At 57.6% G+C, this 20130-nt stretch carries 14 protein-coding genes and 1 pseudogene; all 15 read left to right on the top strand.

The genetic code is table 11. From position 1 onward, the window contains the following. Positions 1-431, top strand: a pseudogene (locus ACP7E4_RS17805) (type VI secretion system tip protein VgrG); the annotation flags it as partial. After that, a complete protein-coding gene (locus tag ACP7E4_RS17800) occupies positions 428-1306 on the top strand; it encodes a DUF4123 domain-containing protein (RefSeq protein WP_426116510.1) in 879 nt (292 codons plus the stop codon). The pseudogene ACP7E4_RS17805 and the gene ACP7E4_RS17800, both read left to right, overlap by 4 nt. Continuing rightward, a complete protein-coding gene (locus tag ACP7E4_RS17795; protein WP_426116512.1) occupies positions 1303-4710 on the top strand; it encodes a toxin VasX in 3408 nt (1135 codons plus the stop codon). Before ACP7E4_RS17800 ends, ACP7E4_RS17795 begins: the two co-directional genes overlap by 4 nt. After that, the gene (locus ACP7E4_RS17790) at positions 4700-5884 is read left to right on the top strand and encodes a DUF6708 domain-containing protein (RefSeq protein ID WP_426116514.1); all 1185 of its coding nucleotides are present in this window, start codon (positions 4700-4702) and stop codon (positions 5882-5884) included. Before ACP7E4_RS17795 ends, ACP7E4_RS17790 begins: the two co-directional genes overlap by 11 nt. A 6-nt stretch (positions 5885-5890) precedes the next feature. Next, entirely contained in the window at positions 5891-7075 is a 1185-nt protein-coding gene (locus tag ACP7E4_RS17785; protein WP_426116516.1) for a DUF6708 domain-containing protein, read from the top strand. A 464-nt stretch (positions 7076-7539) separates the two neighbouring features. Continuing rightward, positions 7540-8172 (top strand): CDP-alcohol phosphatidyltransferase family protein, encoded by a 633-nt coding sequence (locus ACP7E4_RS17780; protein WP_426116518.1) that lies wholly within the window; start codon positions 7540-7542, stop codon positions 8170-8172. A 30-nt stretch (positions 8173-8202) separates the two neighbouring features. Beyond that, positions 8203-9960, top strand: coding sequence for a bifunctional alpha/beta hydrolase/class I SAM-dependent methyltransferase (locus tag ACP7E4_RS17775; protein WP_426116520.1), 1758 nt, complete (start codon positions 8203-8205; stop codon positions 9958-9960). Positions 9961-9965: 5 nt separating this feature from the next. Further along, positions 9966-11351, top strand: coding sequence for a phosphatase PAP2/dual specificity phosphatase family protein (locus ACP7E4_RS17770; RefSeq protein ID WP_426116752.1), 1386 nt, complete (start codon positions 9966-9968; stop codon positions 11349-11351). After that, positions 11341-11799, top strand: a complete 459-nt coding sequence (locus ACP7E4_RS17765) for a hypothetical protein (RefSeq protein ID WP_426116522.1) — start codon at positions 11341-11343, stop codon at positions 11797-11799. Before ACP7E4_RS17770 ends, ACP7E4_RS17765 begins: the two co-directional genes overlap by 11 nt. Positions 11800-11808: 9 nt before the next feature. Further along, the gene (locus tag ACP7E4_RS17760; RefSeq protein WP_426116524.1) at positions 11809-12429 is read left to right on the top strand and encodes a lysophospholipid acyltransferase family protein; all 621 of its coding nucleotides are present in this window, start codon (positions 11809-11811) and stop codon (positions 12427-12429) included. Then, the gene (locus tag ACP7E4_RS17755) at positions 12429-13358 is read left to right on the top strand and encodes a phosphatidate cytidylyltransferase (protein ID WP_426116526.1); all 930 of its coding nucleotides are present in this window, start codon (positions 12429-12431) and stop codon (positions 13356-13358) included. Before ACP7E4_RS17760 ends, ACP7E4_RS17755 begins: the two co-directional genes overlap by 1 nt. Positions 13359-13552: 194 nt before the next feature. Beyond that, positions 13553-14953 carry a dihydrolipoyl dehydrogenase gene (gene lpdA, locus ACP7E4_RS17750; RefSeq protein ID WP_426116528.1) on the top strand — a complete coding sequence of 467 codons (1401 nt, stop codon included), beginning with the start codon at positions 13553-13555 and terminating at the stop codon, positions 14951-14953. A gap of 497 nt (positions 14954-15450) precedes the next feature. Next, entirely contained in the window at positions 15451-17070 is a 1620-nt protein-coding gene (locus tag ACP7E4_RS17745) for a glucan biosynthesis protein D (protein WP_426116530.1), read from the top strand. A gap of 418 nt (positions 17071-17488) precedes the next feature. After that, complete coding sequence (locus ACP7E4_RS17740; protein ID WP_426116532.1) at positions 17489-18796, top strand: hypothetical protein; 1308 nt, start codon at positions 17489-17491, stop codon at positions 18794-18796. Positions 18797-18806: 10 nt separating this feature from the next. Further along, complete coding sequence (locus tag ACP7E4_RS17735) at positions 18807-20129, top strand: hypothetical protein (protein ID WP_426116534.1); 1323 nt, start codon at positions 18807-18809, stop codon at positions 20127-20129. Position 20130: the final 1 nt, after the last annotated feature.

Here is a 20130-nt window from a genome sequence, read left to right as displayed (position 1 = left end):
AAGGCGAAGAACATCACCTGACCCTCGGCGCGCGCAAGACGCAGGTGCTCGAGGACGATTCCCTGACGGTGGTGGGCAATCAGCACATCAGCGCGGCGAATCATCTGGTCAGTGCGGCATTGGAAGTCCATCTGGCTGCCGGAAACCACATGATCGTCGACGCGACCTTGAGCACCACGATCAAGGCGGGCGGGCACTGGATTTCGATTACGCCTGCGGGAATCTTTACCAGCGTGCCGATTTTGCTGGGGGGGGTGCCAATGCCGGGGATGCCTGCGGTGCCGGGGTTGCCCGCGCCGTTATCGAAATCAACAGCAGAACCCGCCCTTTCAAACAGCCCGCCGCTGGTGCCTCACAAACAGATTGAAGCGATAGAACAAGGTGCTTTGTTCTGTCCGAAATGCGCCGAAAACAACAAGGAAGTCTTATGAGCACACGATTGGCAGGCCAGCCCCAGCAATTACCCAATGATCTACCCTGGGGCCAAACCGTAGGGCTGTTACTTGATGCGCTTCAAGTAGAAGACCTGATCAAGCGTCTCTATCAGTGGTCAGAAGCGCCTCATGTGGACCTCCTGTACCAGCGTACGCAATGGGCAGGAATCAGCCGACTTTCTCCCTGTCTGGTACATATCACTGACCCTGAACACCCGGCTCTGCTGCAGTTTCTGGCCAACACCCGGAATCAGTGGGGCTATCTGCTATTCAGCGATGGCCCCTGGACGGAGCTACTGGACCACCTGCGTTGGCTGACCAGCATCCAGCCAGCGCAGCACGATGAAATGTTCCTGCGCATTTCCGATCCCGTCGTCGCTCATGCTCTGTTTGCCGCCGATCTGCACCCGACTGCACAGATCTTTGGCCCTTGCTCCCAGATCGTCGTTGCCAATACGCCGCTCGATGGGTGGCAGCAATACAACCGCCCTGGCGAGATGCCGCAGCCTCAATACCACGCGCCCTATGTACCCAGCGCCGCGCAATGGACGGCGTTGCAGGCCGCTGCCTTCCACAAGTCCATCGGTGAGCTTTATCTGCATATGCAGCACTTCTTTCCTGACTACAAAGCGGATCTGCAACCCGATCAGCGCCTGGCGCACCTTCATGAACTGGCCAACTCCGCTATCGAACAAGGCTTTGAAGATGAGCGAGAAATCTGGCTGTACGCCAATGTTTACGGTTTTTTAGGCGAGCAAAACGTCAATTCGCACGCGGATATTGTTGAGCTATTGACCGTTGAATCCGAGCTGACGTCTTTCCAGCGGATTGATCGTGCCAGCGAACTTGCCGCGCAAAGGAGCACGCAATGAGCGCCGCCAACGATTCACCTCGCGGTCATCTGGCCAACCTGAAGGGCAAGGCACGCACTGCCAAACCGCTGGATGCCGGCGGCACCTGCCCGCTGATGAAGCGCACGGTGCAGTTTCTGCCGCTGCGATACGGGCTTGTGGAAAACCTGCAACCCAGCCGCGATATTCCGATGCCCCATGAGCTGCAAAGCCGAAAAATGGGCTTGCGCCTGCTGCGTGACGGCTATCTATACATTGTCGACAACGCCAGCGGTTACCTGCACGAATACCGTATCGAGCAAGGCTCGATAAGCAAATTGCTCTGGAAAGGTCCGCAAGTCAGCGCCGACATTCGCACTAATGCTATTGGCGAGCCAGATCTGGTTTTCCCACGGCATGGCGCGCTGCACGTGGCATATTCCGAATTTCAATGGACGGCCTACAAATGCTCGCAGGTGATCGGTCAACCGCCCGAGCGTGAAAAATACATGCAGTACGTCAGCTTCAACCAGATCGACTGCGAGAAAGGTGGCGCGCACCTGCTGACGGAAAAACAGACCCGAAGCTGGCTGGCTGAAGCGGCGGAAACCACTGAAGCGAAGGATCTCCCCGAAGGCGCCGACCCGGAGGAAAACACCGCCTATCACTGGGAACATAAACCGCTATTTCGCAAAGCCTGGATCGAGGAGCTGACAAGTCAGGTCAACGCCGCACATAAACACGATTTCCTGTTTCTGGCAGTACGCGACGACATCGGCGTCATGCTCGATCTGGCTGCGGCGCAACTCAAGGTTGCCGACTGGATCGGACGCTGGAGCAATGATGAGGATACCCAGCACAAATACCTGACCGGGGCCTACATTCAGTCGATGTATCAGGTCACCCAGAAGCGTCTTGATCAATTGGCTACAAAGGACAAACGCTACCAGGCACTGCTTGACGACACCAACGAGGATCAACGGGAAAAGGTGCTCGAGTACCTGCGCGTCAAGCGCGACTACCGGGGCCCGGCGATTTTCGGCGACGAGCAGAGTTGGCGCGACCAGGCGCAACATAACCCGCTGGCCAAGGCGACGGTGGACATGCGCGACGCTCTTGGCCCAAAGCTTATGGATAAACACAGCCCCGCCATCACCGACCTTGAGTTGGCGACGTGGTATGCGCTGAGCGGTAAGGAAGTCGGCGAACGAGGCATCCATCAACTGGTTCATCGCGAACCCATGGAAGCTTTTGTAATCAAGCACCAGAAGCTTCTAAGCCATTGGCGCGGCCAGCTCAAAAGCATCCGCGCCGACCGCTTGAAGATGATTATCGAAGGCCATTTCCATCGCGCCGCGTGGTACTACGACTTTCGACAAGACGAACAGATTCAACACCGGTTGGAGCGCGAGTTCAATTGCGTGGCGGCCATCTGCGACGATCAACAAGCTACCGAACAACTCCAGGCGTACCTGGAGAAAAACCCGTTAGTGCAAGTGCCTGGCCTGGACACCCTGAATCTGGCTGACCAGGCGGACCTGCGCAAGAAACTTGCCGACCTCAGCGACTTCAGCATCAAGCTCGCCGACGCCCCCGGCGTAGTGCGCGACATGGATGCACTGGCGAACCAGTTCAATAGCCTGATGCGCCAGAGCCTGCCCAAGTACGACAACCTGAATACCCGGTTCAGTGGTTTGAACAGTTTGCTGGGCAGTGCTTACGATCCGGCACGGCAGTTACGGGTGGCTGCGCGTCTGGCTCAGGCACAACTGGATTTTCAGCGGGGCGCATCGGTTGACCCCAATGATTTCATTCGCAGCATTGGACCCGCCGCGCGGCTTCGCTTGCTAAGTGCCTACGCGTCGAGCGGCTTACAATTGAGAGTCGCCTCCGCCTCCGAAGTCGAACTGTTTACCCGCGACCGCAACGCAGCCCTTGCCCTGCGTGACGACCTCAAAACGCTTTATAAGGAGCGGCGTGAAAAGCTCAGAGGACAGACTACCGATGCCGACCCAATTGGCTCTCGAAAACGGCTGAATGAGAATATCAACCTCGTCAAATATCAACTGGGCCCCATAGAAGAGCGTCTCAGTCTGGCGCTGACACCCGGCGGCGGTGCCGGCCAGTTTGGTCTGGTGCTGGGCAATATGGACCCGCAACTCAATGAGGAAATGCGCCGCGCGGTGAACGACTACCGCAGCACCGGGACATACAAAGGGCCGATGCGCGGAGTGCTGCGATCCACGGGTGATCAGATCGCGGTGGTGTTGTTTTACTTTCAGGCGATGAAGTTTTTCGATGTGGCGTCGAAGATCAGGTCGAAAGAGGATCGTGGATGGAAAGACGTATTCGATATCGGTGAGTCTTTTATCACTACGTTCTCTGCTGGCTTTGCTGCTGTTCAGGGTTTGTCTATCAATATCCTGCGAGCCCATATCGATCAGATGGAAAGTGCGGCTGGCAAGCTCAATACCATGAGTCAGCTGGGTAAGTGGTCTGCCTTTACTGGTTTGGGCGCATTCGGTTTTGGTTTTTTCGCTGCAGCGATTGATCTGGGTAAGCATGCCAAGCGATGGGGCATTGCCTTGACAGAAGGGGACGGCAAAAGCCTTGCCGCGACTTCCTTACAGATAAGCGGCGACACCTTGCTATTAGGCACTCATAGGTGGGCCTTCAAACATACCTACTCCATCACTAAAGAAATAATGCGTATGCCAGCACATATGCGTGCTCTTGCCTGGGCTGAACGCAGCCCTCAACTGGTTGGTATCGCGACAAGAGCCAGTCTGATCGGCATCGCAGCGACCGCCCTGCAGTTAATCGGTGAAGGATTTTTCAATTACTTCAACCTCGATGCGTTGAACAAATGGGTATTGCACAGCGCATGGGGCCAGCAGTCGCTAGGCCTAAGCCTAGATGAGGACTGGCGCAAGCTGGCCTCCATCGTCCAGCAACCCGTTTGCCAACTGATCCGTACCGAGCACAGCACCGAACTGCGCCTGACCTTCCCCGCCATACGCAGCGACGAAATGGAACGTCGAAAAGTCTGGATTGAAGCACTCCAGCGGCAAAAGGATTACAGCGCACCTTACGGATCACAAAACCCGGTCTATTGGGCGGTGTGCAGCGAAGCCCTGGCAGGGCAGCTCAAGCGAGTAGGGCCGGCGGACGGTGCGTTGGTCCTCAGCCTCGACCTAAGCCCACTGATCTTCGATCATTTTGGCCTCGCTATTGCGGTCAGTTATGACTTGGAAGAGCATCGCGATATAAGCCACCGGTCCACGTTCCACGTCCTGGATCTGCACCGCCAACAGGTTGAAGGTCGCTGGCGCGAGCGCAAGGGCGTCTTCGCTTACAAAGCAGAGACCGAGGAGTCAATGCAGCTATCGGCTACGCCACCCTGGCTTCTGCGCGAAGTGGATCTGGGAGCATCTGATGCTGAATAGATTATTCAAACGCAAAGCCGAACCTGAGCCGCCTTCAGCGGCGCAGGAAAGTCAAAACCCCAAAGCAGGAGAAGTGCGCAAAAACGGTTTGGAAGAAACCTTATATCTTGCGCCTTTACCGGTTTATACCGGCCAACAGCCGGTGAGTATGCAAGGTTTTCCGGTAGTTAATGACGTTTACCTGCAAGTAGGCGGAAGTAATATGGGGATGGTGTGGCAAGGAAAAATGCTGGCCTGGGTTATCTGGTTAGCGATCTTTTATATATTCATGTGCCCATTCATTATCGCGACGCTGCTATATGTCATCACACCCGAAGGAACAAATAACACATATTCCAATGACCTTGGTCTATCGTTCCTTTTTTTTGGTGGCACCGGTGTACCCGGTTGGGCTTATCTTATTGGCATTTGTATCCACACCCTAATCTCCCAAACCCGCGAACAAGCCCGCCAATACCCCCTGCGTTTCAATCGCCAGCGCCGAGAAGTCTGTTTTGTCGACAGCAAAACCCATGAAATCCTGATCGTGCCCTGGGAAAAGGTCACCGCCTGGATTTCTCAAGGGCAGATGGTGACCCAATACAACGCCACGACTTTTTATACCTTCGGCATGGCTCTGGAAAACGAAGAGAAAGGTACGGTGCAGCCGATCCTGTTCGGCAAACCCAGCCAGGCCCATGCCATCGGAACCTGGGAGGCGATTCGGCTGTATATGGAACAGGGTGTACCAACGGATAAAACAGGTGCATGGCTGAGGCTTTTGTTAGGCCGCGAACTGACGGAATACGAGTTACGGCCTTATGAAGGGTTGCATACGTGGGAAGTCGAGAAACTGATGAAAATCGAGGACCGCTTCCTTGATGTCGATATGACCGATGAGGAGCGGGCCAAGCATGGCTTTCTCCCTCGCGATTACTGGGCATTGCGCTGGTGGTACGTTTGGCGGGTACTAAGCTTCTGGAAAATGCCCTACATGATCGCCGAATGGGGTCATAAAGCGGGTACACCCGTGATGCCCGAGCGTGTTCAACAATGGTCGCAACCCCTCCCACCCGATCAATGGGCCAAACCCAGCCCCGCCCTGCAAAAAGCCACACAACTTGTGCAGCACGCCATGGACAAGAAGAAGATGAATTTCATCGAAGCCTGCAAGTTAATCGAGCGTAAGGCTTGAATGGCAATGCTAACTAAACTATTTAAACGCAAAACCGAACCTGCGCCGCCTTCAGTGGCGCAGGAACGCCAAAACCCCAAAGCAGGAGAAGTACGCAAGATCGGTTCGGAAGAAACCTTATATCTCGCGCCTTTACCGGTCTATACCGGCCAGCAGCCGGTGAGCATGCAAGGTTTCCCGGAAGTTAATGACGTCTACCTGCAAGTGGGCGGAAGTAATATCGGGACGGTATGGCAAGGAAAAATGCTGGCCTGGGTTATTTGGCTAATGATTATCATGAATGTTTTTTCTCCATTATTTCTTGCCGTGCTGTTGTGGGTTATCACTCCTGAAGGAACAAATAATACGTTTGCCAAAGATTTAAGTATGTTAGCTGAGCTGTTTTTATACTTAGGCATCTTTACGGCTCCACTATGTATAGGCACCGTTGTACACACGATAATCTCCCAAACCCGCGAACAAGCCCGCCAATACCCCCTGCGCTTCAATCGCCAACGTCGAGAAGTCTGTTTTGTCGACAGCAACACCCATGAAATCCTGATCGTGCCTTGGGAAGAGGTCACCGCCTGGATTTCTCAGGGACAGATGGTGACCCAATACAACGCCACGACTTTTTATACCTTTGGCATGGCTCTGGAAAACGAAGAGAAAGGTACGGTGCAGCCAATTCTGTTCGGCAAACCCAGCCAGGCCCATGCCATCGGAACTTGGGAGGCGATTCGGTTGTATATGGAACAGGGTGTACCAACGGATAAAACAGGTGCATGGCTGAGGCTCCTGCTAGGCCGCGAACTGACGGAATACGAGCTCCGGCCTTATGAAGGGTTACATACCTGGGAGGTCGAGAAGCTGATGAAAGAAGAAGACGGTGGTTTGCACAGTTGCTTCAGTGACGAGCGCCGTGCAGAAATCGGCCTAACCCCGCGCTCTCGCTGGCCGCTGCGCCGTTGGTATATCTGGCGGGTACTAAGCTTCTGGAAAATCCCCTACATGATCGCCGAATGGGGTCATAAAGCGGGTACACCGGTGATGCCCGAGCGTGTTCAACAATGGTCGCAACCCGTCCCACCCGATCAATGGGCCAAACCCAGCCCAGCCCTACAAAAAGCCACACAGCTTGTGCAGCACGCCATGGACAAGAAGAAGATGAACTTCATCGAGGCCTGCAAGTTGATTGAGCACAAGGGTTGAAGCGGCAATTGGCGTCTTATCACCGTTGGAGATTCAATGGTCGGAATGCCGGCTGTGTGAGAGAGGCCCTTTGTGGGAGAGGACTTGTCCTCGACAGCCAGCCCAGACGATCCTGATCCGCCTGACGCACTGCAGTGTCGATTTAAGCCATCGAGGACAAGTCCTCTCCCACAGGGAAATACGAAGGAAATTTCTCGGCTCACAGTTGCTGTTTGTGGGAGCGAGCTTGCTCGCGAAGCTTGGGAACATCCGTGGCATTTTTTGCGGATATAACGCCGCCTTCGCAAGCAAGCTTGCTCCCACCGGGGGGGGACCAGCTTCCCACCCTGAGACCCACAGCACAAAGAACCTCGCCTCAATCGCGTTACGTTGTGTTTCACTAGCATCCGGGCCAGCCCGGCGTCGTGGTAATAGTTATCCACAGGCGCCTCCTGCGAATTTCACGACACAAGGACGGTTGTACGTTGATTTCGATCTATCAGCTCAAACCACGCTTTCAAAACCTGCTGCGGCCTTTGGTTCAGCGTCTGTTCGACCGGGGCGTGACGGCGAATCAGGTCACCTTGAGTGCCTGCGCAGTGTCTATCGTGATCGGCGCATTGGTGGCGTTGTTTGCCGCGCATCATTGGGTGTTCGTGTTGATCCCGCTGTGGATGATCGTGCGCATGGCGCTCAATGCCGTCGACGGCATGCTCGCTCGGGAGTTCGGTCAGCAGTCGCGGCTTGGCGCTTATCTCAATGAACTGACCGATGTTATTGCCGACAGCGCGTTGTTCCTGCCTTTCGCGTTGCTTCCCGATGTGAACCTGTTGCTGATTCTGATGGTCACTTTGTGGGCGATTTTCAGTGAGTACGCCGGCGTGCTCGGCCCGATGATCGGGGCTTCCCGGCGTTATGACGGGCCGATGGGCAAGAGCGATCGGGCTTTTGTCTTCGGCGTGTTGGGTGCTGGAGTTGCCATCGGCTGGCTTTCCGGGTTGTGGATAAATATTGTCCTGGCCGTGATTACCGCGCTGCTGGTCTACACCGTCGTCAATCGGGTGCGTCGCGGGCTGGCTGAAACACCTGATCCCAAAGGCTCTTCCCAAGAACAATAGGCAACGACACCCCGGCATAAGGATATCCACATGCGTGACGCTCAGGATCAGCGCTTCATGACCCATGATGGGGTCGAGTTGTTCTACCGCCACTGGCCCGCTGCGAATCAGGACCCGACGGTCCCGCGCCAGGCCGTGCTGTTGTTTCATCGTGGCCACGAACATTCCGGACGCATCGCGCATCTGGTGGATGAGCTGGACCTGCCGGATTTCGATTTCTTTGCCTGGGATTCACGCGGCCACGGCCAATCGCCTGGCGCGCGCGGTGATAGCCCGAGCTTTGCCACCAGCGTTCGCGATGTGCAGACCTTTGTTGATCACCTGAGCGCGACGTTCGACATCGCTGAAGAAAACATGGCCGTGGTGGCACAAAGTGTTGGCGCAGTCATCGCCGCGACCTGGGCCCACGACTATGCGCCGAAGATCCGCGCGCTGGTGCTCGCCTCGCCGGCTTTCAAGGTCAAGCTGTACGTGCCATTCGCCCGTCCGGGGCTGGCGTTGCTGCGCAAATTCAAAGGCAACTTTTTCGTCAACAGCTACGTCAAGGCGCGCTTCCTCAGCCATGACCCGCAGCGTATCGCGTCCTACGACAGCGACCCGCTGATCACCAAGGCAATTTCGGTCAATGTACTGCTCGGTTTGTACGAAGCGGCTGATCGGGTTGTAGCCGATGCGCAAGCCATTTCGATTCCGACCCAGCTGTTGATCTCCGGTTCCGACTTCGTTGTGCATCGCGGCCCACAGGAGCGCTTCTTTGAGCGGCTGGGCAGCGTGCGCAAGGAAAAACACATCCTGCCGGGCTTCTTCCACGACACCCTCGGCGAGCGGGATCGCCACTTGGCGGTCAGCCGCGCGCGGCGTTTTATCCTGCAGAACTTCGAACTGCCCGGGACCCGCCCTTCCCTGCTGGACGCCGACAAGCTCGGCGTGACCTGTGCCGAATCCGAAGAGCTGGCCGCGCCGTTGCCGCATAACTCGCTGCGTGATCTGTATTGGCGCATGACCCGCGCTAGCATGCGTCTGGGCAGCAAGTTATCCACAGGCGTGAAGCTGGGCTTCGATACCGGTTTCGATTCCGGCAGCACGCTGGATTATGTCTACCGCAACCAACCCACCGGCAGCGGCAAGCTGGGCGAGATGATCGACAGGAATTATCTGGATTCCATCGGCTGGCGCGGCATTCGCCAGCGCAAGCTGCACGTCGAAGAGTTGTTACGCCTGGCCATGGAACATTTGCGCAATCAGGGCAAACCGGTGCGCATCGTGGATATCGCCGCTGGCCACGGGCGTTACATTCTCGAATCCCTGCAAGGCGTCGATCCGCTGCCGGAGTCGATTCTGCTGCGCGACTACAGCGACATCAATGTGCGCGATGGCAGCGCCTTGATCGAGCAGAAAGGTCTGGGTCACATTGCGCGCTTCATCAAGGCCGACGCCTTTGATCGCGCCGACCTTGCCGCCCTCGACCCGAAACCGACGTTGGCCGTGGTTTCCGGCTTATATGAGTTGTTTGCCAGTAACCAAATGGTCGGCGATTCGCTGGCGGGTCTGGCCGCAGCGGTCGAGCCGGGTGGTTATCTGGTATACACCGGCCAGCCGTGGCATCCGCAGCTGGAATTGATCGCCCGCGCCCTGACCAGCCATCGTCAAGGGCAAGCCTGGGTGATGCGCCGACGCAGTCAGACGGAAATGGATCAACTGGTGGAAGCTGCGGGTTTCCGCAAGATCACCCAGCGTGTGGATGAATGGGGGATTTTCAGCGTGTCGCTGGCGCAGCGGATCAATTGAACGTGATGCGCGAAGCCGGTTTGTGGAAGCGCGCCGTGGTCTGGCTGTTGGCGCTGGCGCCATTCTTCTTCGCCAGCTACGGCTTTGCCACCTGGGTGACGGCCCAGCGCAGCGACGTGCCAAGCCTGGCCTTCGGTTGGGAAGCGCACATGCCATTCTGGGCCTGGACCATCGTGCCCTACTGGTCCATCGACCTGCTTTACGGCTTCTCATTGCTGGCGTGCCTGACCCGGCGACAGCTGGATACTCACGCCCTGCGCCTGTTCAGCGCGCAGCTGATTGCGGTGAGCTGCTTCCTGATCTGGCCGTTGCGTTTCGCTTTCGAGCGCCCGGAACTGGACGGCGTATTCGGCTGGCTATTCGCCGTGCTGGCGGGCTTCGACAAGCCCTTCAATCAGGCGCCTTCGCTGCACATCGCGCTGCTGGTGGTGCTGTGGGTCTGCTATGACCGCTATTTGCGGCAATTCCATCAGGCCTGGCGCTGGTTGCTGCATGGCTGGTTCAGCTTGATCGGCATTTCGGTGCTAACCACTTATCAACATCACTTTATCGACTTACCCACAGGTGCTCTGGCCGGTTGGTTCTGTGTATGGCTTTGGCCAGACGAAGGCCGCAGTCCGTTGCTCGCGGCGCATTTCAGCTCGGGACCTAAGCGTCTGAAGCTGACTGCCATTTATGGCATCGGCGCAATCGTGCTGGGTGCGATGGCCCTGAAGCTGGGCGGCGCCTGGCTTTGGCTGGCCTGGCCAGCAGGTTCTCTATTGTTGGTCGCGCTGAATTATCTGCTGTTCGATGCTGCCGGGTTCCAGAAACGTCAGGACGGCAGCCTCAGCCCGGCTGCCTATTGGCTATTCGGACCTTACCTGCTCGGCGCGTGGATCAATTCGCGGATCTGGACCAGAAAACATCCACAACCGGATTTAGTTGTGGATAACGTTTGGTTGGGTCGGTTGCCGGATAAACACCAACTCGAACCGTTCGCCGCTGTTGTGGATATGTGCGCCGAAATACCGATCAAGCCGGATCAGCGCGGTTACCAGGCTATTCCCACACTGGACCTGGTGGCGCCCACGGCACAGACCTGTCTGCTCGCCGCCCAGGCCATTGAAAGCCTGCGCCAGGAAGGCCCGTTGCTGGTGTGCTGCGCGTTGGGTTATTCGCGCAGCGCCACGGCAGTTGCCGCCTGGCTTTTGCACAGCGGTCGCGCCGAGACTGTGGATAACGCGATTGCGCTCATTCGCCAAGCAAGGCCGGGGGTTGTCTTGCGCGCCGCGCATGTTGAAGCCTTGCAGGAAATCGTAGGAGCGAGGGTTGCCCGCGAAAGCGATCTGCCTGACCTAACGTCATCGCGGGCAAGCCTCGCTCCTACGGGGCCCAATCATGTCATCTGAAATGCAGCTGCATATCGTCGCCAGTCTGCTGCGCCGGGGCAAGACGCTGGATAATTTATCCACAGGGCTAACGTTGCTTGGTATGGCATTCGGACTGGCGGAGCTGTTGATAACTCCCACAACGCTCTTGCTGCTGATACTCACGGCGGCCATCGTCCTGCTGGGTCTCATCGAAAAGTACTACGCGCTGCGGGTCGCGTTCGATGCGGACCTGTTCCAGGCCGTTGCCAGTGACGAATCCGGACTTGCCGAACGCACGCTCGCCCTTGATCAAGCCTTAGTCGCACTCCAGTTTCAGCCTGTGGATAAATCGGGTCGACCTTGGGCAGTGCGTAGCCAGGGCGCGTTGAAGCTGCTGCGCCAGCAATTATTGTTTGTTGCTGTCCAGCTGCTGGTGATGCTGGGCGCGATTCTGATTTTCCCTTGGTTGTCCTTCACCGCATCTTAAGGAAACGCCATGTTCGAACCCTTGGTCGCGACGATCATTACCGCTGGCGCGCGAAGCGTGACCGGCGCGCGCAGTCTCTGGCTCGGTTGTACGCCAGAACCGGTGCAGCGCATCTATTTCGCCAATCACAGCAGCCACGGCGACTTCGTGCTGTTGTGGGCTTCGCTGCCGCCTGCGTTGCGCAAGCTGACCCGACCGGTTGCGGGCGCGGATTACTGGCAGAGCAGTCCGCTGCGGCGTTACATCATCAATCGCGTATTTAATGGCGTGCTGGTTGATCGCCAGCGCAAGACGCCGGACAGCAACCCATTGCAGCCGATGCTCGAAGCGCTGGAGAACGGCGATTCGCTGATCATCTTCCCCGAAGGCACGCGCAACCTGGAAGACGGTCTTTTACCCTTCAAAAGCGGTTTGTATCACTTGGCCAAATGTTATCCACAAGCGGAGCTGGTCCCGGTGTGGATAGCCAACCTCAATCGCGTCATGCCCAAGGGCCGCGTACTGCCGTTGCCATTGTTATGCACAACCAGTTTCGGCACGCCCTTGCAGTTGGGCAGTGACGAAATCAAAGAACAGTTTTTATTGCGCAGCCGTGAAGCGCTGCTGGCCCTGGCACCGGAGCAGCATTGATGGATAACCAGACGCAAATGTTGTTCATGGGGATCGGCGCGATTCTGCTGCTGGCCTCCACCATCGGTTTCATCCTCAAGCGCCGGGCCGGCGGCCCCAATTCGGTGATCGACAACCTCAACGCGCGAATCAACGCGTGGTGGGTGATGGTCATCGTGATCGGCATCGCCTTCGCGTTGGGCTACAGCGCAGTGATCATCCTGTTCTACGCCGTGTCGTTCTATGCGCTGCGCGAATTCCTGACCCTGACGCCGACGCGCAAGAGCGATTACCCGGCGCTGGTTGCGGCGTTCTATCTGGCGCTGCCGCTGCAATACGTGCTGATCGCCATGAGCTGGTATGGGCTGTTTTCAATCTTCATTCCGGTCTATGTGTTTTTGCTGCTGCCGATCCTCGCGTCCCTGGGCGGCGACAGCACGCACTTCCTGGAGCGCGCGTCGAAAGTCCAGTGGGGCTTGATGATCGCCGTGTTCTGCGTGTCGCACGTGCCGGCATTGCTGACCCTGGAAATCCCCGGTTACGACGGCCGCAATCTGCTGCTGATCGCTTATCTGGTAATCGTCGTGCAACTGTCGGACGTCTTGCAGTACGTCTGCGGCAAGTTGTTCGGCAAGCGCAAGATCGCGCCGAATCTTTCGCCGTCCAAGACCGTGGAAGGCTTCGTCGGCGGCATCGCCCTGGCGTCGCTGATCGGCGGCGCGCTGTGGTGGATCACCCCGTTCAATCCCTGGCAGTCGGCGTTGATCGCGCTGCTGATCAATCTGCTAGGTTTTGCCGGTGGCATCGTCATGTCAGCAATCAAGCGCGACCGGGGCGTGAAGGATTGGGGGCATATGATCGAAGGTCACGGCGGCATGCTGGATCGCCTGGACTCAGTCTGCTTCGCCGCGCCGATCTTCTTCCACCTTGTTCGGTATTGGTGGGTGTGAAGCAGCGGCAAGCGGCAAGCTCCTAGCTACAAGCCAAAGCCTAAGCCGATCTCGGTCGCTTCTGCTTGCAGCTTGCGGCTTGACGCTTGTAGCTGGAGATATTACAACCATCATCCAAGCGCCCGCAGCTTCATGACAGACCCTCATCAACGGGCATACACTTTTCTCGGTATCGACTTCAGGAGCATATGGCCATGAGCAGTTATGACGTTGTAATCATCGGCGGCGGCCCAGGCGGCTATAACGCAGCCATCCGCGCTGGCCAGCTGGGCTTGAGCGTTGCCTGTATCGAGGGCCGCGAAACATTGGGCGGGACTTGTCTGAATGTCGGTTGCATCCCTTCCAAGGCGTTGCTGCATGCCTCGGAACTGTACGAAGCAGCCACCGGCGAAGAGTTTGCCAAGCTGGGCATTGAGGTCACGCCGACCTTGAATCTGGCGCAGATGATGAAACAGAAAGGCGAAAGCGTGACGGCCCTGACCAAGGGCATCGAGTTTTTGTTTCGCAAGTACAAGGCCGAATGGATCAAGGGCTGGGGCCGTATTGCCGGGCCGGGCAAGGTTATCGTCACCGACGCCAACGGCACCGAAACCGAGCTGCAAGCCAAAGACATCATCATTGCCACCGGTTCCGAGCCGACGCCATTGCCCGGCGTAGACATCGATAACCAGCGCATTCTGGATTCCACCGGCGCGCTGTCGCTAGCTGAAGTGCCCAAGCATCTGGTGGTGATCGGTGCCGGAGTGATCGGCCTGGAGCTGGGATCAGTGTGGCGGCGCTTGGGCGCGCAAGTGACGGTGGTCGAATTTCTCGATCACGTCGCCCACGGCAGCGATCTGGAAGCGGGCAAGACGCTGCACCGCTCGCTGTCGCGTCAGGGCATCAACTTTAAGCTCAGCTCCAAGGTGACCACAGCCACGACCTCGGAAGACGGCGTCAGTCTCAGCGTCGAACCGGCAGCGGGCGGCCAGGCTGAGTTGATCGAAGCGGATTACGTGCTGGTGTCCATTGGACGTCGGCCCTTCACCAAAGGCCTGGGGCTGGAAACGGTCGGCCTGGAGCTGGACAAGCGCGGCATGCTGGAAAACAAAGGGCATCGCACCGCAGCAGAAGGCATCTGGGTGATCGGTGATGTCACCTCCGGTCCGATGTTGGCGCACAAGGCTGAAGACGAAGCCTCAGTGTGCGTGGAACGCATTGTCGGCAAGGCGGGCGAGGTTGATTACAACCTGATCCCCAACGTGATTTATACCCGTCCGGAACTGGCCAGCGTCGGCAAGACCGAAGAGCAGCTCAAGGCCGATGGCCGCGCCTACAAAGTTGGCAAGTTTCCGTTCAGCGCCAATAGCCGGGCCAAGGTCAATCATGAAACCGAAGGCTTCGCCAAAGTCCTGGCCGACGAGCGCACCGACGAAATCCTCGGCGTACATCTGGTCGGGCCAAGCGTCAGCGAAATGATCGGCGAATTCTGCGTGGCGATGGAGTTTGCGGCGTCTTCCGAGGACATCGCCTTGACCAGCCATCCACATCCAACCCGCTCCGAAGCGTTGCGTCAGGCGGCGATGAGCGTGATTGGGTTGCCAACGCAGTCATAACCCGTAGCAACACCGGCCCTCGTTGGAGATTCTATGTCTGGGGGCAACCGCCAGGCGCCGCAGACATATTGTCTGAACCGACGCCTTCCCGGCTAAAGCCGGTCCCACTGGATCGCGCTGATTGTGTGGGACCGGATTTATCCGGGAAGACGGCATTCCAGTGACGCAAATACAGCGGCTGTAAGTCCTATCGTGAATGTTGCCTCGCTCCAACGAGATTTCTATCAAACCGCCGCCAACGATTTCCGCGCCTTGTACCGGCGCTATTGTGAAAATTTTGTCATGCTGGCACGGTGACAAAATCAGCGATGACTCCAGAAGCCCCGCCCAGACAGCCATTGATACGATTCAATGGAACTAAATCGTAATTATTTATGTTTTTTTCGAACCGGTTGCTGTGTTTGTTATCTGTTGTGGGTAGTTTGGCGTTCAGCAAGGAGTCGTAGCGCGCATTTCTCTTGTGCAGGACGCACAGCACTAGTCAGAGGCTTCACCTTATGAATCGCAGGAATCTCCTTAAAGCATCCATGGCGTTGGCGGCTTATAGCAGCGTGCCGGCCTCGGGGCTTTATGTTGCACGTGCTTTTGCCGCCGCCGCCGATGGCGAGATCGAAAATTTCGACTTCGATACGTTGAAAACCCACGCCAAACAACTCGCTGGCCGTGGCTATGTCAGCAACAAGCAAGTCCTGCCGCCCGTATTGGCGAACATGACGCCGCAACAGTTCAACGCCATCAAATATGACGCCGGACATTCCTTGTGGCACGACGTCAAAGGCCAGCTGGACGTGCATTTCTTCCACGTAGGCATGGGCTTCAAGACGCCGGTGCGCATGTACAGCGTCGACCCGACGACCAAGCAGGCGCGGGAAGTGCACTTCCGCCACGAACTCTTCAATTACGAGTCCAGCGGCATCGACAAGTCGCTGGTCAAGGGCGATCTGGGTTTTGCCGGCTTCAAGCTGTTCAAGGCCCCGGAAATCGCCATCAACGACGTGGTGTCGTTCCTGGGCGCCAGCTATTTCCGCGCCGTGGACAGCAACAAGCAGTACGGCCTTTCCGCTCGCGGCCTGGCCATCGACACGTACTCGACGCGTCAGGAAGAATTCCCGGACTTCACCAAGTTCTGGTTTGAAACGCCAGACAAGAACGCGACCCGCTTCGTGGTCTACGCCCTGATGGATTCGCCCAGCGCGACCGGCGCCTATCGCTTCGATATCGACTGCCAGTCCGGGCAAGTGGTGATGAACATCGATGCCACGGTAAATGCGCGTGCCGATATCGCTCAGTTGGGTATTTCGCCGATGACCAGCATGTTCAGCTGCGGCACCCACGAACGCCGCATGTGCGACACCATTCACCCGGAAATCCACGACTCGGACCGCCTGGCCATGTGGCGCGGCAACGGCGAGTGGATCTGCCGTCCGCTGAACAATCCGCCGAAATTGCAGTTCAACGCCTTTGCCGACACAGACCCGAAAGGTTTTGGTCTGGTGCAGACTGATCATAATTTCACCAGCTACCAGGACACGGTCGATTGGTATCACCGCCGCCCGAGCCTGTGGGTCGAGCCCACCACGCCATGGGGCGAGGGTTCGGTGAATCTGGTGGAGATCGTCACCACCGGCGAAACGATGGACAACATCGTGGTGTTCTGGACACCGAAAAATCCGGTCAAGGCCGGCGATACGCTCAATTTTGGCTACAAACTGTACTGGAGCCCACTGCCTCCGGTGAGCACGCCATTGGCGCAGGTTCATGCGACCCGTTCCGGCATGGGTGGCTTCATCGAAGGCTGGGCACCGGGCGAGCATTACCCGGAAGTCTGGGCGCGACGCTTCGCGGTGGACTTCAATGGCGGCGGTCTGGAACGCTTGCCGGAAGGCACGGCCATCGAGCCGATCGTCACGGTTTCCAACGGCAAGGTTCAGGATTTCAACATTCTGGTGCTGCCGGATATCCAGGGTTATCGCGTGACGTTCGACTGGTACCCAACCAATGATGGTGCCGAACCGGTCGAGATGCGCATGTTCATCAAGTCCCAGGATCGCACGCTGAGTGAAACCTGGTTGTATCAGTACTTCCCGCCAACGGCTGATAAACGTAAGTATCCGTAAGCTTTAAGCAGCAAGCTTCAAGCGGCAAGTTTCGCGGTGACTCGGAACTTGCCGTTTCGCTTTCAAGTTCGCTATCGCACGTGCCAATTTCAGCACCCTATGAAACGTCAAATTTATACCGCTTAACTAATTCAATGACTTACATCTCACCTATTGCAACGCTGGTCGGCGATTGATTAATTTTTGACGAATTGATTGACAGGCCTCCGAAGTCAGGCTGATATAGCCCTTGTCGCGCAGTTGGAGCGTTCGCTCCAGACCTGAATGCCGCCCACTTCTTCAGCGGCCATTTTCCTACCTTGATTGATACCTCTATTGACCGTTTTCGACAGTCGATGGGCGGTAGCGTTGCGCCTGCCCAATCCCCCCCGATTCTCCTACGTGGTATCTCTCAACAAGCGCTTCAGAGGCAGAAAACATGATGTTGAACTCTGCGAACAGGGCCGACGATAACGCGTCGTTGCTTTCCTTCAACAAATCGACGGCCATGGTCTGGGCCGCCATCAGCCTGATTGTGGTCGAGACCTTTTCCGGTGCGCTGCGCTTTTACCTCGACCAGGCAGGACTGTCGCCAGCGCTGTACCTGCCCAAGATCGCCTGCCTGATTCTGTTGCTCATGGAGCTGCGCACTTACAAGGCCGGTCGCGTCGTGTGGCTGAGCCTGCTGATGCTGGTGATTTCCGCCGTCCTGGCTATGTTGCATGGCGCCACCATCAATAACGTCGCTTTCACCCTGTTCGCGCTCAGCCCGATATTGTTCGGCATGGTTTGCAGCGACCACCTGATCCATCGCCGTCGGCTGCTGATGTGGGTCATCGGCTTATGCCTCGTGGCTTGCTTTGTCGGTCTGGCCCTGGACAAAGTCACCACGGTGCCGTGGAAAGGTTATAGCTACGCCATTGGCGAAACGCAGCTGAGCGCCAACACCACCTGGTCCGTCGGTGACGAGGACCGCAGCGCCGGTTTCGCCCGGGTATCCAACACGTTGTCGATCCTGATCGCAATCTACAGCCTGTACATCGCGATGTTCCTGCGCTCGCGCCTGCTGATTCTGGCGCTGAGCCTTGTCGCTCTGTACGGCATTGTGCTGACCACCAGCAAGGCGCCGGCCGGCGGCTATTTGCTGACCATGGGCCTGTTGCTGATTGCCCGCATGCGCTGGACCACTCGCGCCGCGTGTGTCGGGGCCGTGGTAATCGGCATGGTGCTGCCGCTGATCGGGCTGATCTATGACTTCGACGCTCGTACTGTAAGCAGCGCCGGTTCATCGCTGACGTCGTTGTACGACCGGCTGAACAACACCTGGCCCAACGTGGTTCATGCCATGACTCAGGCAGGCTACGGCTATACCGGTGCGGGATTTGGCATGTTCGGCAGTTCAGTGATCATTTTCCCGGTTCCCGGCAGCGAATTGCTGGTCGGCTCGGACAGCACCTTCATGTACGTGTGGGGATTGTTCGGGGTGTTCGGGCCCTTGCTGTACGCCATGCAAATTCCGCTGTTCTTCGCCCTGAGCAACGATGATTCGCGTATTGCCCGGGCTTTGCTGGCAATCACCTTCTGCTGCTGCCTGATCAGCTGGACCACGGACATGTTCGAGATCGCGGTGGCCAACCTGTTCCTGGGCCTGGCAATCGGTCATGTGCTGACCGGCAAGCAGCTGGACAGTCGACAGACCGCACGGCCTGCGCAATACCAGCTGTCCACCCTGCCCAACATGAACTGAGTGATTGCGCATGAAGGTCAGTCTACGTTTTGCAGCAAGCATGCTATGTGTCGGATGCCTGAGCGGCGGCTCGGCCAATGCCGAGGAAAACTCGCCAGAGCCGTTCATTCTCGGCATCGGCACGCACCTGATGAATTACCCGACGCCGTCGCGGCCAGCGCTGCAACTGGCTGCCGATGCGGGCATCGCCTCGGTCAAGGATGACGCGCATTGGTCCACCGCAGCGCCCAACGCCAACGAACTGCGCATCGTGCCGTCGTGGCGCAGTTACCTGACCAACGCCCAGAGCCTGGGCCTGACCAGGTTGACGATTCTCGACTACAGCACCTGGTTTCATGACAACGCCAAGCCACGCGGCGGCGAGGTCAAGGCGGGTTTCCTCAGGTATGTGGACTACGTGAGCGGCCAGTTGGGCAATCGCGTGGACTTTTATGAGATCTGGAACGAGTGGGATATCGAGGCACCCAAGGACCCGCAACTCAGCGCCGACTATGCCGCGCTGGTGCGCGATGTGGTGCCACTGGTGCGCAAAAACACGCAGAACGCTGAAGGCACACCGGCAAAAATCCTCGCCGGATCGGTTACGCCGGAAGGCATGGACTACGGTTTCGCTGACCGCCTGATCGATGCCGGCATGCTGGATCTGGTCGACGGTCTGTCGGTGCATCCTTACGCCCACTGCCTGCCAAACGTGAAGCCCAACCCCGAAGCCTGGGTGGTGTGGATGCGCGCTTATGAAGAGCATATCCGCGCCAAGGCCGGGCGCGATGTGCCGATCTACATCACGGAAATGGCCTGGCCCAGTCATCAGGGCAATTGTGGCTTCACGCCAGCGGTACAGGCGGTGTACATGGCGCGGATTCTGTTCCTCGCCCGCAGTCTGCCTAACGTCAAAGGCATGTGGTGGTACGACCTGGTCAACGATGGCCCCGACCGGACCGATCAGGAACACAACTTCGGGCTGCTCAATGAGGACCTTTCGCCCAAACCGGCCTATCAGGTCATGAAAGTCATCGCCCCGGTGATCAGGGACTTCAGCTACGACGCCAAGGCCAGTCGCCAGGCGGACACCATTTACCTGCTGTATTTCGACAAAGGCCCGGAGCGCGTGGCGGTTGGCTGGACGACTGGTCCGACGTTGCAACAGGACATTGTCAGCGCCGCGCGCATGACCGGAGCGGTGCGTTTGACCGACACCGCCGAGCCCGAGAAAGGCAGTCTGTCGGGCGAACAATGGCAGTGCGCGGATCAGGGTTGCTCGGTCTCCGTCACCCTGACCCATTTCCCCAAGATCATCAGCCTGAGCCCCGAGGAGACAGTGGCCACGCCCTGAA

The organism is Pseudomonas sp. DSP3-2-3 (assembly GCF_049898225.1).
Lineage (GTDB): Bacteria > Pseudomonadota > Gammaproteobacteria > Pseudomonadales > Pseudomonadaceae > Aquipseudomonas.
Note: the sequence above shows the minus strand (reverse complement) of the source record. Positions and strands in the feature narration are given on the sequence as shown.